16 protein-coding genes are annotated in these 13,272 nt (G+C 73.0%); 10 read left to right on the plus strand and 6 right to left on the minus strand.

Annotated elements, in window-relative coordinates:
• Positions 1 to 28 precede the first annotated feature (28 nt).
• The 3 genes from ACIQID_RS15870 to ACIQID_RS15880 all read left to right on the plus strand — a co-directional run bounded on the left by ACIQID_RS15870 (position 29) and on the right by ACIQID_RS15880 (position 2,085).
• Positions 29 to 823, plus strand: a complete 795-nt coding sequence (locus tag ACIQID_RS15870; protein WP_400286865.1) for an EI24 domain-containing protein — start codon at positions 29 to 31, stop codon at positions 821 to 823.
• Positions 823 to 1,596 carry a DNA-formamidopyrimidine glycosylase family protein gene (locus tag ACIQID_RS15875; RefSeq protein WP_400286868.1) on the plus strand — a complete coding sequence of 258 codons (774 nt, stop codon included), beginning with the start codon at positions 823 to 825 and terminating at the stop codon, positions 1,594 to 1,596. Before ACIQID_RS15870 ends, ACIQID_RS15875 begins: the two co-directional genes overlap by 1 nt.
• 81 nt (positions 1,597 to 1,677) lie before the next feature.
• Positions 1,678 to 2,085, plus strand: a complete 408-nt coding sequence (locus ACIQID_RS15880) for a DapH/DapD/GlmU-related protein (protein ID WP_136050897.1) — start codon at positions 1,678 to 1,680, stop codon at positions 2,083 to 2,085.
• Positions 2,086 to 2,091: 6 nt separating this feature from the next.
• Here the strand turns inward: ACIQID_RS15880 and ACIQID_RS15885 are convergent, their stop codons facing one another.
• Together ACIQID_RS15885 and ACIQID_RS15890 are read right to left on the minus strand one after the other, a co-directional pair.
• Positions 2,092 to 2,751 carry a LuxR C-terminal-related transcriptional regulator gene (locus ACIQID_RS15885; RefSeq protein WP_400286872.1) on the minus strand — a complete coding sequence of 220 codons (660 nt, stop codon included), beginning with the start codon at positions 2,749 to 2,751 and terminating at the stop codon, positions 2,092 to 2,094.
• Complete coding sequence (locus ACIQID_RS15890; protein ID WP_400286875.1) at positions 2,744 to 3,970, minus strand: PspC domain-containing protein; 1,227 nt, start codon at positions 3,968 to 3,970, stop codon at positions 2,744 to 2,746. The genes ACIQID_RS15885 and ACIQID_RS15890 overlap by 8 nt, the downstream gene beginning before the upstream one ends.
• A 114-nt stretch (positions 3,971 to 4,084) precedes the next feature.
• Between ACIQID_RS15890 and ACIQID_RS15895 the strand changes: the two genes are divergently transcribed.
• The 4 genes from ACIQID_RS15895 to ACIQID_RS15910 are packed head-to-tail and all read left to right on the plus strand — an operon-like array spanning position 4,085 to position 7,436.
• On the plus strand, positions 4,085 to 5,647 hold the full coding sequence (locus tag ACIQID_RS15895; protein ID WP_400286878.1) for a PspC domain-containing protein: 1,563 nt from the start codon (positions 4,085 to 4,087) through the stop codon (positions 5,645 to 5,647).
• A complete protein-coding gene (locus tag ACIQID_RS15900; RefSeq protein WP_331202076.1) occupies positions 5,644 to 5,919 on the plus strand; it encodes a hypothetical protein in 276 nt (91 codons plus the stop codon). The genes ACIQID_RS15895 and ACIQID_RS15900 overlap by 4 nt, the downstream gene beginning before the upstream one ends.
• Positions 5,920 to 5,929: 10 nt before the next feature.
• Entirely contained in the window at positions 5,930 to 6,679 is a 750-nt protein-coding gene (locus tag ACIQID_RS15905; protein ID WP_400286882.1) for a LysR substrate-binding domain-containing protein, read from the plus strand.
• Positions 6,680 to 6,719: 40 nt separating this feature from the next.
• The gene (locus tag ACIQID_RS15910; RefSeq protein ID WP_400286885.1) at positions 6,720 to 7,436 is read left to right on the plus strand and encodes a GMP synthase; all 717 of its coding nucleotides are present in this window, start codon (positions 6,720 to 6,722) and stop codon (positions 7,434 to 7,436) included.
• Between the two features lie 2 nt (positions 7,437 to 7,438).
• Here the strand turns inward: ACIQID_RS15910 and ACIQID_RS15915 are convergent, their stop codons facing one another.
• Together ACIQID_RS15915 and ACIQID_RS15920 are read right to left on the minus strand one after the other, a co-directional pair.
• Positions 7,439 to 7,909 carry a glutaminase gene (locus ACIQID_RS15915; RefSeq protein ID WP_400286888.1) on the minus strand — a complete coding sequence of 157 codons (471 nt, stop codon included), beginning with the start codon at positions 7,907 to 7,909 and terminating at the stop codon, positions 7,439 to 7,441.
• A complete protein-coding gene (locus ACIQID_RS15920; protein ID WP_062632981.1) occupies positions 7,906 to 9,120 on the minus strand; it encodes a cation:proton antiporter in 1,215 nt (404 codons plus the stop codon). The genes ACIQID_RS15915 and ACIQID_RS15920 overlap by 4 nt, the downstream gene beginning before the upstream one ends.
• Before the next feature lie 83 nt (positions 9,121 to 9,203).
• Between ACIQID_RS15920 and purU the strand changes: the two genes are divergently transcribed.
• Positions 9,204 to 10,055 (plus strand): formyltetrahydrofolate deformylase, encoded by an 852-nt coding sequence (purU, locus tag ACIQID_RS15925; RefSeq protein ID WP_400286892.1) that lies wholly within the window; start codon positions 9,204 to 9,206, stop codon positions 10,053 to 10,055.
• Between the two features lie 28 nt (positions 10,056 to 10,083).
• Here purU and ACIQID_RS15930 read toward each other — a convergent pair whose 3' ends face one another.
• Positions 10,084 to 11,121 (minus strand): NAD(P)H-dependent flavin oxidoreductase, encoded by a 1,038-nt coding sequence (locus ACIQID_RS15930; RefSeq protein WP_400286895.1) that lies wholly within the window; start codon positions 11,119 to 11,121, stop codon positions 10,084 to 10,086.
• Between the two features lie 93 nt (positions 11,122 to 11,214).
• Between ACIQID_RS15930 and ACIQID_RS15935 the strand changes: the two genes are divergently transcribed.
• Positions 11,215 to 11,487: a DUF6412 domain-containing protein gene (locus tag ACIQID_RS15935; protein ID WP_280564960.1), complete on the plus strand. Its 273-nt coding sequence runs from the start codon at positions 11,215 to 11,217 to the stop codon at positions 11,485 to 11,487.
• 64 nt (positions 11,488 to 11,551) lie between these two features.
• A complete protein-coding gene (locus ACIQID_RS15940; protein ID WP_400286899.1) occupies positions 11,552 to 12,316 on the plus strand; it encodes a YidC/Oxa1 family membrane protein insertase in 765 nt (254 codons plus the stop codon).
• A gap of 22 nt (positions 12,317 to 12,338) precedes the next feature.
• Here ACIQID_RS15940 and ACIQID_RS15945 read toward each other — a convergent pair whose 3' ends face one another.
• Positions 12,339 to 13,256, minus strand: coding sequence for a DMT family transporter (locus ACIQID_RS15945; protein ID WP_312675731.1), 918 nt, complete (start codon positions 13,254 to 13,256; stop codon positions 12,339 to 12,341).
• Between the last annotated feature and the right edge of the window lie 16 nt (positions 13,257 to 13,272).

The following is a 13,272-nucleotide window of genomic DNA, read 5'->3' on the forward strand; positions in this document are numbered from 1 at the left end:
ACCACCGACCCACCCCTACCCTGGAGCCATGATCCGAGAGTTCGCCGCCGGCGTCCGCACCCTGTCCCGCGGGTTCGGCGTATGGCGCACCCGCCCGGGGCTGATGGCGCTCGGGCTCGTCCCCGCGATCATCGCGCTCGTGCTCCTCGCCGCCGTCCTCGTGCCGCTGATCCTGTCGATGCCTTCGCTGTCGGCCTGGCTCACCCCGTTCGCCGACGGCTGGGTGGAGCCCTGGCGCGGGTTCCTGCGGACCGCGGTCAGCCTCGTGGTGGTCGCCGCCGCGCTCGCTCTGGCCAGTTCCGTGTTCAGTGCCCTCGCCCTCACGATCGGCGACCCGTTCTACCAGCGCATCTGGCACGCCGTGGAGAAGGATCTCGGCGACCCGCCCCCCGCCGACGGCGGCAGCTTCTGGACCACCGTCGGCGAAGGGCTCCGGCTCGTCGTGCTCGGCATCCTGATCGCCGTCCTCGTGCTCCTCATCGGCCTCGTTCCCGGTGTCGGCGGCGTCCTCGGCGCCGTGTCCGGCGTCGTCCTCACGGGCCGCCTGCTCGCGCGGGAGCTGACCGGTCGCGCCTTCGATGCCCGGGATCTCAGCCCCGCCGCCCGCGCCGCGCTGTTCTCGGGCAGTCGCGCCCGCGTGCTGGGCTTCGGCGTCGCCACCCAGCTCTGCTTCCTCATCCCGGGCGGCGCGGTCGCCGTGATGCCGGCCGCGGTCGCGGGAAGCACGATGCTGGCACGCGACATGCTGGTCCGCACCCCGCTCGCCGTCGCCGCCCCCGCGCCGACCCCGGGACCGCACGACCGCACACCCGGGATCGACTGATGCCCGAGGGCGATACCGTCTTCCGCACGGCCCGCCGTCTGGACGAGGCCCTCGCGGGTGGGGAGGTGACCCGCTTCGACCTCCGTGTTCCGCGCTTCGCGACCCTCGACCTCACCGGGCAGCGCGTGCAGGGCGCCGTTCCTCGGGGGAAGCACCTGCTGCTGCGGATCGGCGAGAGCACGCTGCATTCGCATCTGCGCATGGACGGCGCCTGGTTCGTGTACCGGCCGGGTGAGAAGTGGCGGCATCCCGCATTCAAGGTGCGGGCGATCGTGGGCACGGCCGAACGCGAGGCGGTGGGCGTGGACATCGCCGAAGTCGAGGTGGTCCCCACCCGCGACGAGGACGACCTCGTCGGCTACCTCGGCCCCGATCCGCTCGCCGCCGACTGGGACCCGATGGAGGCCGCGCGGCGGCTCGGCGCCGACACCCGGGCCATCCACGTCGCCCTGCTCGATCAGCGCAACGTCGCGGGGTTCGGCAACGAGTACGCGGCAGAACTCCTGTTCCTCCGCGGAATCCTGCCGACCACGCCGACCCCGGAGGTCGACGTCGCCGCCCTGCTCGACCTGGGCGTGCGGACCATCCGCGCGAACCGCGACCGCCGCAATCGCACCTTCACCGGCATCGACCGCCCCGGGCAGGCCACGTGGGTCTACGGACGCGCCGGACGCCCCTGCCGACGCTGCGGAACGCTCATCCGTCGCGGGGAGCTGGGGGCCGATCCCACCCGAGAGCGGATCACGTTCTGGTGCCCCCGGTGCCAGCGCTGAGCCGTATCCATCCGCGGGAATGAATCTCCCCCTCCCATGGTTGTTGATATATCCGGAGAACTCCGGAGCACGGGAGGAATCGTGGGCAAGAACTACGTCGACATCGAGAACGACCACGGAGCGACGCTGCGGTACCGCAAGCACGCCAACGGTCGCGGTCTCGTCGCGCATGGCGCCAAGGTGCATCCGAAGGCGCACATCGAGGCGGGAGCCTACATCGAACCGGGAGCACGCGTCGGGGCGGGGGCCATCATCGCCCGCGGTGCGTGGGTGGACGAGGATGCCGTGATCGGCGAGGGCGCGTACATCGACGCCCACGCGCACGTCGGGCAGGGCGCAGCGATCGGCGATCACGCGCACGTCGGCGTCCGCACCGACATCGGCGCCGGGGCCCGCATCGTGCGGGGCGCCCGCATCGGCGACGACGAGACGGTCGCGGCGGGACTCACCGTCGCCACCGATCAGAAGGGCCTCTGGCTGGCGGCCTGACCGCTCTCAGAGCAGGCGCCGCTCCGACGCCCAGGCGGTGAGCTCGTGGCGGGAGGAGAGCTGCAGCTTGCGCAGCACCGACGACACGTGCGTCTCGACGGTCTTGATCGAGATGAAGAGGGCTGCGGCGACCTCTTTGTAGGCATAGCCGCGGGCGATCAGCCGCATCACCTCCTGCTCGCGTGCGGAGAGGCGGTCGAGTTCGTCCGTCGCGGTGGCGGTCTCGCCGGCCACGGCGCCGAACGCGTCGAGCACGAATCCCGCAAGCCGCGGCGAGAACACCGCGTCCCCCTCGGCGACGGCGTGCACGGCGGCGCTCACCTCGCGACCCGAGGAGCCCTTCGTGATGTAGCCGCGCGCACCGGCCCGGATCACCCGCACGACGTCGGCCGCCGCATCGGAGACGCTCAGCGCGAGGAACCGCGTCGTGCTCGGTCCCGTCCCTCGGATCACGGCCTCCCCGCCCGCCGCGTCGTCGCCCTCGCCGCCGGGGAGGTGCACGTCGAGGAGCACCACGTCGGGGGCGGTCTGCACGATGACGGCGATCGCCGAGGGCACGTCCGCCGCCTCGCCCACGACCTCGACGCTCGCATCGAGGTCGGCCCGCAGACCTGAGCGGAAGATGGAGTGGTCGTCGACGATCACGACGCGGAGGCGGTCAGCCACGGGGCTCCTGTCGGCCGGCGCCCCGTTCCGGGGACGAGACGGTGGGCAGGCGCAGATGCACCTCGGTACCGGCGTCGTCGCTGCGCACCGAACCCGTGCCGCCCGCGCGACGCAGGCGCCCGATGATCGACTCCCGCACGCCCAGACGGTCGCCCGGCACCTCGTCGAGCCGGAATCCGGGACCGCGGTCGCGGACGAACACGTCGACGCCGTCGACCCGACCCTCGATGTAGACGGAGATCTCACCGCCCGCGTGCCGGGCGGCGTTCAGCATCGCCTCCCGGGCTGCGGCCGCCAGTTCCCCGCTCGCCCGCTCCGCCGACAGCCCGGCGGAGACCACGTCGATCCGGACCGGGTGGTCGATCTCGAGCGCTCCGGCGTAGTCCCGCAGGTCGGTCGGCAGGTCGCTGTCGGCCGGGGCATCGCCGTCGTACAGCCACGCGCGCAGCTCCCGCTCCTGCGCACGGGCCAGCCGTGCCGCCTCGCTCGATGCCCCGGCCCGGTTCTGGATGAGGGCGAGCGTCTGCAGCACCGAGTCGTGCAGGTGGGCGGCCATGACGCTGCGCTGCTCCTCCCGGATGCGGCGCACGCGCTCCCCCGCGAGCTCCCGCCAGCGCGGGATGAGGGCTGAGGCCACCACCGCCACCAGCCCGGTCGACGGGAGCAGCACGAGCACGACGCCCGAGCGTGCGATCGGCCACGAGAGGAGCAGGAGGACCACGAGGCCGAGGATGAGCACCGCGAGGATGCGGACGGTGGTGGTGTGCCGAGGACCGCGGGCCGTGTCGGTGCGATCGATGAGCGTCGCCCACAGCCCGGAGGCGGTCGCGCACAGCGTGGTCCCGCCGACCACCACGGCCGCCGCCCCCGGAGGGATCGAGCCGTTCAACCAGTCGCTGCCCCCGCGCCACACCACGACGACGAGGGCGCCGACGGCCGCGGGGACCAGCAGGAGCCAGGCGACCGGGAGGCGACGCGTCGGCGCCGTCGTCCCCTCCGTCCACGGCATGAAAGTCCAGCACCAGGCGTACAGGAGCACGCCCGCACCCCCGCAGAGCGTCAGGGCGACGAACAGCGCCCGGACCAGGCGCACGTGCACTCCAAGGTGCCGCGCGAGCCCGGCGCTCACTCCGGTCACGAGGGCGTCGCGGTCGCGGGTCAGCGCCGGACGCACGGTCGCCGGCGCGGGGCCGGGGAGCGTGGAGACGGCGGAGGGCATACCGTCATCCAATCATCCGCCTCGCGTCTCCGGGACCTCCCCGGCGCGGAATCAGGGTGCGCTCAGGGGATCCCCCCATGGCCCCACGGCACCGCCGGCCGCGAGGATCGACTCATGACGATTCCGACCGCTCCGCCACCGCCCGCCGACCACGAGGCGCCGGCACCGGATGTCCCCCGCCGACCGCGGGGCGCCGACCGGTTCCTGCTGTGGGTCGCCGGCCTCGGCGTGGTCCGCACGGACGGCTGGCTGGGTGGCGTGGCCGCCGGCATCGCGATCCGCCTCCGGATCGATCCGCTGATCGTGCGCGGCGTCCTCGTCGTCGCGGCCCTCTTCGGTCTTCCGGCCCTGTTCCTGTACGCCCTCGCCTGGGCTGTGCTGCCGGACGTCGACGGCCGGGTGCATCTGCGCGATCTGCTGCAGCGCCGGTTCGACCCCGTGCAGCTCGGCATCCTCGCCCTCGCCGTGATCGGTCTCTTCCCGACGGCGCCGCTCACCGGGCGCCTGTTCGGCCTCGGCTACGACGGCTGGTCGGCACTGTCGACCTTCACCTGGGTGGTCGGCCTCGTGCTCGCCGGCGCCTTGCTCTTCCTCATCGTGCGTGCGGCGCGCCGCACTCCGGGCGCTTCCGCGCCGGATCCGGCGGGGGCTTCCGCCGATCCGGCGGCCCCGGCCGCGTCCGCCCCCGACGCGGGTTCGGGTCCCGCCACGGGGGCGGACGCCATTCCTTCCCCGGCGACGGACACGCCGGTCTCGCTACCGCTCGCCGACGCCGCCGGGCACGACATCCTCGCCATCCCCGCACCTCCGGCGCCCCTGCCTCCGGGCACCCAGGACCCCGCCGCGCTGGAGGCCTGGCGCGCCCAGCACGCCGCCTGGAAGGAGCAGGATCAGGCCTGGCGCCGCCAGCAGCAGGATGCGGAGCGCGCCGCCCGCGACCAGCTCCGCCGGGAGCGTCAGGCCGAGGCGGCCGTGTTCGCCGCCGCAGCCGCGGAGCGCCGACGTGTCCGCCGCGCGTCGAATCCGCGCGCCGGCTTCGCCTTCGTCATGACCGCCCTCGGACTCGCGATCGTCGTCGGCGCCGGCGTGGGACTCGCCGTCGGTGAAGCCCTCGGCGGCGCGCTGGGCCTGTTGTCCGGCGCGCTGGTCCTGGCCCTGGCGATGATCACGGCCGGAGCCCTCCGTCGCCGCAGTGGCGCCCTGGCCTTCCTCACCGTGCTGACGCTGGCCACCGGCCTCCTCACGGGCTTCCTGTCCACGATGCCCCGCCTCACCCTCGGGTACGCCTCGCTCACGAACAACCAGGAGGCGCACGTGCGACAGCCGTTCGGCGACCTGTACCTGCAGCTCCACCGGCACGACGGCGGCCCCCGCCCCATCGAGATCGAGAAGGGCTCGGGGCGGACCGAGATCTTCGTCGACGCCGGGGTCCAGCTGCAGTTGCGCGGCACCGTCGGCGACGACGTGGAGGTGAACTGGATCCGCTTCGACCCGGACGATCCGATGGTCATGGACACCGGCGTCATCGCCGCGACGCCGCGGGGCGAGGAGAACGTCATCTCCGCGAACATCTCCGCCGGGGAGGGCAGTCCCTCCACGATCCAGCCCGTGACCATCGACCAGGCGAGCGGCCTCATCGTCGTGACCCTGCAGGAGCCCGAGGAGGGCCAGGAATGAGCACCGAGACCATCACCGCACCCCGGGTGCGCTGGGCAGCCGTCATCTGGGGGATGACCTTCGCCGCGGTCGCCGCAGGGGCGCTGTGGTTCCTCGCCGACGCGGATCGCCGCGCCGCGCTGGCCGACGGCGTGGGGACGATGACTCCCGCCACCCTGCTCACGATCGTGCTCCTCACCGCGGGGGCGCTGTTCCTCGTGGGCGGTGTCGCCGGACTGGTCCGGCGGACCCAGCGGAGCTCCCCCGCCGAGGACTCGGAGGACGCCGAGTAGCCTGGATCCCATGGCGCACCAGGGACGACGACCCGCGAAGGGCTCCGGCAAGGGCTCACCCGCCCACCGGGGCCGTGCCGCGGGCGGCGGCTCACGCCAGGGGAAGCCGGCCCCGCGCCGCTCACCCCGCGCCGAGAAGGTGGTGTTCGACGCACCGGTCCCCGTACCCGAGGAACCGCGGACGCTCCGCCTCGGCGCCGTGCCCGGAGCGACGCCGGGCAAGTGGATCGACACCTGGAAGAGGCGTCTGCCCCATGTGGCCCTCGAGCTCGTCGCGATCGAGGTCGCCGGGCAGCGAGAGGCGCTCGACGATCTCGACGCCGCCCTCGTGCGCCTCCCGCTGGACGACGACGCCCTGCACGTGATCGCGCTCTACGACGAGGTCCCGGTGGTGATCACGTCTACGGACTCCCACCTCCTCGCCGCCGATGAGCTGACGGCGGCCGACCTCGACGGCGAAGTGGTGCTCCCGCTGTCCGACGGTGTGCTCGGACCGCTGGACCTGCCCGGCACCGCCCCCGCCCGCGTCGGACCGCTGTCCACGGCGGATGCGATCGCCACCGCAGCGACCGGAGTGGGCGTGGTCATCGTGCCCATGTCGCTCGCCCGTCTGCACCACCGGAAGGACGTGGATCACCGCATCCTGGCCGACGGTCCGGTCTCGACCGTGGCCCTCGCCTGGCCCCGTGCCCGCACGACGCCCGATGTGGAGACGTTCGTCGGGATCGTCCGTGGCCGCACCGCGAACTCCTCGCGCTGAGCCGTCGGGCCGGCACCCTCCCCCTCGTTAGAATCGCCTGATGGCCTCGCTTCTCTACGTCTGCGTGCGACCCGAGACCGGGGCGGCGGATGCCGAGCACGCCTCGTTCCGGCGGGCGCTCGGAGTCGACGTGGTCGATCGTCTCGATCTGCTGCACGAGCCGCTGACCGAGGCCCACCTCGACCGCTACCGCGGCGTCGTCATCGGCGGTTCTCCCTTCAATGTCACCGATATCGAGAAGACCCCGGTGCAGCGGCGCGTGGAGGCCGATCTGGAAACGCTCGCCCGCGCCGCACGGGAACAGCGGATCGCCGCGTTCTTCACCTGCTTCAGCATCGGGGTGCTCACCCGGCTCCTCGGCGGCGAGGTCGTGACGACCATGCCGGAGGCGGCGAGCGCGACGGTCATCGACACGACGCCCGACGGCGCGGTCGATCCCGTGTTCGGCCCCTCCGGCCCCGCGCTCACCGTGTTCACCGCGCACAAGGAGAGCGCCGCGGCGACCCCGCCGGGGGCGGTGCTGCTCGCCACCAACGCGGTCTGCCCCGTGCAGGCCTACCGGGTGGGCACCCACCTGTACGCCGCGCAGTTCCATCCCGAGCCGACGCCGCGCGACTTCGCCGATCGGATGACGTTCTATCGCACGACGGGGTACTTCGATCCGGCGCAGTTCGACGCGGTGCAGCAGGAGGTCCTCGCGGCCTCGGTCACCGAGGGTGCCGCCCTGCTCCGCCGCTTCGCCGAGCTGTTCGGCTGAGATCAGACCGGGGCATCGCCGCGGAGCAGCGGGACGCGCTCGCGCAGGTAAGCCTCCAGCGGCTTGAACCCGCCGGCCTGACTCCAGCGCACGGACGGCACGCCGTCGATGAGCGCGAGCGGACCGGAGGAGCCTCCGGCGTCGACCGCGTCGACGTCGATCACGCTCCAGCCGACGTGCACGACATCCCCCTCGTGGAAGCCGCCGCGGAGGGCGAGGGCCCGGCGCTCGGCCCGTGCGCGCGCCGACTCGGCGGTGTATCCCCGCCGTCCGGGGTCGGCGGCTCGCAGCACCTCCGCCGTCGCCAGCGCATGCGTGTCGGTGAGCAGGATGACGCCGAGGTGCCAGGCCTCGCCGACACGGACGATCCGCCGCCCGCGCCAGCGCGAGTCCTTCTCCTCGCCGAGGCCCTCGCGGGGTGCACCGGCCAGCTCCTGCACGGCCTGGGTCAAGAGGGCGGAGGCGGTGGTCACAGCTCCCCCAGCGTGGTCTGGTCGGCGAGGCGCGGGCCGGCGACCTGCGCACGATCGCCACGCAGCGTCATCCCGATCAGCGGGTAGAGGAGCACCGACAGCATGCCCGCCCCGACGAGCGCGGCCGCGGTCCCGGAGTCGAGCATGTCCTGATCCACACCGATCGCGGTGACCGCGACGATGATCGGCAGCCCGGTGGCCGCGAGCAGGCCGAGCGCGGCGCGGTCGCGTCCGCTCGCGCCCGCCGGGGCGGACAGCTGCGCGGCCGATCCGCGGATCACCAGGAGCGCCAGCAGGAACACCGGCACCAGGGACATCGCCGAGGGAGATGTCAGCAGCGCCTGCAGGTCGAAGGTCACCCCCGTGTAGAGGAAGAACACCGGGACGAGGAAGCCGAACGCGAGACCCTCGATCTTGCTCTCGACCTCGGCCGCATCCTTCTCGGGCGCCCGCGCCATGATGATGCGCCAGATGGCCCCCGCGACGAAAGCCCCGAGGAGCATGTCCAGGTCGAGCATCACGCTGAGGCCGACGAGGGCCGCGATGAGGAGGATCACGAAGCGCACCCCGAACTGGTCGGAGGTGTGGAGGGTCGCGCGCACGATGCCGTGCAGGCGCCCGTGCGGCACCCGGTGCGCGACGAGGACGGCGAGTCCCGCCAGCACGACGAAGGTCAGCAGCACCGCCGTCGCCAGGGGCGTCGTCCGGGTGCTGAGGAAGATCGAGATCGCGATCAGCGGCAGGAACTCCCCCACGGCGCCGATGGTGCTGATGGCACGGCCGAACGGGGTGTCCAGCTCCTTCGCATCGCGCAGGATCGGCATCAGCGTGCCGAGGGCGGTCGAGCTCAACGCGATCCCGATGACGACCATGCCCTCGCCGGGAGCGAAGAAGAATCCGAGCCCGATGCCCAGCAGCACGCTGAGCAGCCAGCCCAGCGACGCCCGGGCCAGGGGCTTGCCGGCCACTTGGCGGAAGTCGATCTCGGAGCCGGCGACGAAGAACAGCACGGCCAGGCCGAAGTCGCTGAGCTTCTCCAGGAGGGGCCCTGGCTCCACCCAGCCGAGCACCGCAGGACCGACGAGGATCCCGAGGACGAGCTCGAACACGACGATCGGCACCCGGACGAGCGGACGGACGCCGCGTGCGAGAAGCGGTGCGGCCACCGCCAGCAGCGGGATCAGCACCAGTCCGACGTCGCTCGCATCCACGGTCTCAGGGTAGCGACGCCGCGGGCGATTCGCTCCCCGCCCGCGCGACACGGCAGAATCGATGCACACCCCGAGGAGCAGCCATGACCCAGCCCGATACCGCCCGACTGCTGATCGCCTGCGACGACCAGCCCGGCATCGTCGCCGCGGTCGCCGGCGTGCTCGCCCGGCACGGGGCGAACATCATCTCGCTCGACCAGCACTCGACCGACTCCGAGGGTGGCCGATTCTTCCAGCGGACGGTCATCCACCTCGACGGTCTGTCCGCCGCGCGCCCCGCCCTGGAGGCCGACATCGCGACGGTCGCGGAGCGCTTCGGCATGGAGTGGTCGCTGCACGACGTCGCCCGCCGCAAGCGCGTGGCGATCTTCGTCTCGAAGTACGACCACTGCCTGATGGAGCTGCTCTGGCGCACGCAGCGGGGTCAGCTCGACATCGACATCACCATGGTCGTCTCGAACCACCCGGACCTCGCCGAGGCCGTCCGCTCCTTCGGAGTGCCTTTCGTGCACATCCCCTCTGCGGACAAGCAGGCGATGGAGGAGCGTCAGCTCGACCTGCTCCGCGGCAACGTCGACCTCGTCGTGCTCGCCCGGTACATGCAGATCCTCAGCGACGACTTCATCACCCGGCTCGAAGCCCCCGTCATCAACATCCACCACTCGTTCCTGCCCGCGTTCATCGGCGCGAACCCCTACGCCAGGGCGAAGGAGCGCGGCGTGAAGCTGATCGGGGCCACGGCGCACTACGCCACGGCCGACCTCGACGAGGGGCCGATCATCGAGCAGGACGTCACGCGGGTCACGCACTCCGAGTCCGCGGCCGAGCTGCAGAGCCGGGGTGCCGACGTCGAGCGTCTGGTGCTCGCCCGTGCCGTGCAGTGGCATGCCGAGGACCGCGTGATCGTGCACGGCCGCTCCACCGTCATCCTGTAGCGCTCCGCCGCTCAGCGGTCGGCGTTCTTCACCGGCCGGGGACTCCGGCGGCGAGCTCTGCGAAGACCTCGGCGGCGGTCGTCCCCCGGGCGAGAGGGGCGGCCTGCCCCATCCACAGCGACTGCAACTCGCCGAGATTCTGCTCTCCTGCCGCCGCGCGGAAGCGTCCGGTGAGCCAGTTCTGCATCGGGAACGGGGCGATCGTGCCGCTCGCCTCGATCGCCCGCACCGCGCGGTTGCGGGCTCCGCGGGCGAGGCGTCCGCTCATCGCCCTGGTCAGCACGGTCTCGTCGGCGGCGGTGGTCCGGATGGCGTCGCGGTGTGCGGCCGTCGCGGCGGACTCGGCGGTCGCGAGGAACGCCGTCCCCACCTGGACGCCGGAGGCACCGAGGGCGAAGGCCGCAGCGACCCCGCGGCGGTCCGCGATCCCGCCGGCGGCGATGACCGGCACGTCGACGGCGTCCACGACCTGCGGCACGAGCGCGACGGTGCCCACGAGCGACTCGGCAGCGGGGCGGAGGAAGGACACGCGGTGCCCGGCCGCCTCGGCTCCCGACGCGACGACCGCATCGACTCCGGCCTCGGCGAGCGCGACGGCTTCCGCGACGGTGGTGGCGGTGCCCACGACGCGGATGCCGCGGCCCCGGGCCTCGGCGACGAGAGCGGCGGACGGCACGCCGAACACCACGCTCAGCACGGCCGGAGCGACCTCCCACACCGCGTCGAGCTGCTCGTCGAGGTCGGGGGTGTAGCGCTCGGGGCGGGCCGGCACCGGAACCCCGACGGCCTCGTAGAACGGCTCCAGCGCCTGTGCGAAGACCGCGTGCTGCGGGTTCGGCGCGACCTCGTCCCCCAGCGGCAGCCAGATGTTGAGGGCGAAAGGCCGGTCCGTGGCGTGGCGCAGCTCGGCTCCGACGGCGCGGATCCGGTCGCCGTCGTACCCGTATAGCCCATACGATCCCAGACCACCGGCGGCACTGACCGCGGCCGTCAGCTCCACCGACGAGCTCCCCCCGAACGGTCCCAGCACGATCGGATGCTCGACTCCCAGAAGTTCTGTCGCCATACCCCGACGCTACGCCCTTCGAATCGCCTGAATGGCTCCATCGGGGGCCCGGATACAGCAATTCAGGCGATTCGAACGGGGTAAGCTCGCGGCATGAGCGAGTGGTTCGGGCAGATGCTCGGCTTCGTCGCGGCCGCGATCGGCCTCGTGACGATGCCGGACGCCGCCGCGCTCGGCCTCGCCATCGCGCTGCTCGCCGTCACCGTCCTCACGCTCGCACTCGCGCTGAGCGTGCGCCACCAGACCTCCGCCGATGCCCCGCACCCGCTGCGGGCGATCGATGTCGGAACGCTCCTCCCGCAGAGCGATCCGGATGCCGCAGGACACCCTCGTCCGCGAGCGCCGGGAGTCGCGACCGCCGCGTAGTCCGTCCGACCGGGACCGCGCGGCCTTCGCCGACCCCTCCCGACCTCATCGAACGGACCTTCCCGTGGACATCTTCGCCTTCCCTCCCCTCGCCGCGCTCCTGGACGCCGCCTACGGTGCCCTGAACGGCCTCTCCACCCTTCTCGAACCCCTCGCCGGCCCCTCCGCCGCCGCCCTCGCCGTGGTCCTCGTGACCCTCCTCGTGCGCGCCCTCCTCATCCCCGTCGGCATCTCCCAGGCCCGGGCCGAGCAGACCAGGGCCCGCCTCGCCCCGAAGCTGCGCGCGTTGCAGCAACGCCACCGGAAGAACCCGGAGCGCCTGCAGCAGGAGATGTTGGCGCTCTACCGAGCCGAGAACACCTCGCCCTTCGCCGGGATGCTGCCCGTGCTGGCGCAGGCACCGGTCGTCGGCCTGCTCTACACGCTGTTCCTGCGACCGGAGATCGCCGGACACCCGAACGAGCTGCTCACCCACGACCTCTTCGGCGCCCCGCTCGGCACGAGCCTGGTGTCGGCGCTGTTCGGCGGCACCGCGACCCCGGCGACGTTCGCGGTCTTCGGGGTGCTGCTGGCCGTGATGATCGCCGTCGCCGAGGTCACCCGGCGGGTGTTCCGACCGGCCCCCGTCGAGGGCGACGACTCCCCGCTCAGCTCCCCCGGCGTGCTCCGGATGATGTCGGCGCTGCACTACCTCACCGCGGTCTTCGCGGCCTTCGTGCCCCTGGCCGCCGCGCTCTACCTCACGGTCACGGTGGTGTGGACCCTCGTGCAGCGGGTGATCCTGCGCCGCCGTTACCCGCTGCCGCAGCCGGTGGCCGTCCGGGCGTGAGAGCCGCCCGATCGGAGGGGCGTCAGTCGGGGAGCGGGATCGGCGCGGTGAACGGTCCCGCGGGGCCGTCACCCCTCCGGTCGCGGCGCACGCCCAGCGTCGTCCCCACGCTCGCGGCGATCACGAGCGCCACCGCGAGCAGCCGCAGCGGCGTGGCGTCCTGTCCGAGGATGAGCCACCCGGCGAGGGTCGCGAACGCGGGCTCCAGGCTCAGCAGCACGCCGAACACCCGCTGCGGGAGCCGCCGGAGCGCCGCGAGCTCGAAGCTGTACGGGATCACGGACGACAGCACGGCGGTGACCGCGGCGAGCAGGAGGAGCTGCGGGTCCAGCGCCACCGTCGCCGCCGCGGGCACGCCCACGGGGATGAGGAGCACGGCCGCGACGACGAGTCCCATCGCGAGCCCGCTGCTGCCGGGGATGAGGGCACCGACGCGCGCGCTCATCCGGATGTACATGACCCAGAATCCGGCCGCGATGAGGATGAAGACCACGCCGAGCGGATCGAGGGGCTCGGCGCCGACGAGGCCGTCGACCCCGAGCAGCGCCATGCCCAGCAGGGCCACGCCCACCCAGACCGCGTCGGCGAGACGACGCGTGAGCACGGCGGCGAGCACGAGCGGCCCGAGGAACTCGATGGCCACAGCCGGCCCCAGGGGGATGCGGTCGATGGCCGCGTAGAAGAACCCGTTCATCGCGGCCAGGGACACCCCGAACAGCGCGGCGGCGAGCCACTGCGACCGGGTCCAGGCGCGGGGCCGCGGGCGCACGATGACGACAAGCAGCAGCGCGGCGATCGCGACGCGGAGCGACGTCACGCCCCACGGCCCGAGGACGGGGAAGAGCTGCGCGGCCACGGCGGCGCCGAACGGCAGCGAGAGGCAGGATCCGATGACGAGCGCGACGCCCACGAGGGGTCCGGATGCCGCGGGTCTCTGCACCAGACAAGCTTAGGCG

It is taken from the genome of Microbacterium sp. NPDC091676, assembly GCF_044756645.1.
Lineage (GTDB): Bacteria > Actinomycetota > Actinomycetes > Actinomycetales > Microbacteriaceae > Microbacterium > Microbacterium paraoxydans_D.

What these genes read in the sequence shown, in the direction of transcription:
- ACIQID_RS15935 (WP_280564960.1), top strand. Translation starts at nt 11,215, where the DNA reads ATGAGCGAGTGGTTCGGGCAGATGCTCGGCTTCGTCGCGGCCGCGATC.
- ACIQID_RS15905 (WP_400286882.1), top strand. Translation starts at nt 5,930, where the DNA reads ATGGCGCACCAGGGACGACGACCCGCGAAGGGCTCCGGCAAGGGCTCA.
- ACIQID_RS15910 (WP_400286885.1), top strand. Translation starts at nt 6,720, where the DNA reads ATGGCCTCGCTTCTCTACGTCTGCGTGCGACCCGAGACCGGGGCGGCG.
- purU (WP_400286892.1), top strand. Translation starts at nt 9,204, where the DNA reads ATGACCCAGCCCGATACCGCCCGACTGCTGATCGCCTGCGACGACCAG.
- ACIQID_RS15930 (WP_400286895.1), bottom strand. Translation starts at nt 11,121, where the DNA reads ATGGCGACAGAACTTCTGGGAGTCGAGCATCCGATCGTGCTGGGACCG.
- ACIQID_RS15870 (WP_400286865.1), top strand. Translation starts at nt 29, where the DNA reads ATGATCCGAGAGTTCGCCGCCGGCGTCCGCACCCTGTCCCGCGGGTTC.
- ACIQID_RS15875 (WP_400286868.1), top strand. Translation starts at nt 823, where the DNA reads ATGCCCGAGGGCGATACCGTCTTCCGCACGGCCCGCCGTCTGGACGAG.
- ACIQID_RS15895 (WP_400286878.1), top strand. Translation starts at nt 4,085, where the DNA reads ATGACGATTCCGACCGCTCCGCCACCGCCCGCCGACCACGAGGCGCCG.
- ACIQID_RS15890 (WP_400286875.1), bottom strand. Translation starts at nt 3,970, where the DNA reads ATGCCCTCCGCCGTCTCCACGCTCCCCGGCCCCGCGCCGGCGACCGTG.
- ACIQID_RS15900 (WP_331202076.1), top strand. Translation starts at nt 5,644, where the DNA reads ATGAGCACCGAGACCATCACCGCACCCCGGGTGCGCTGGGCAGCCGTC.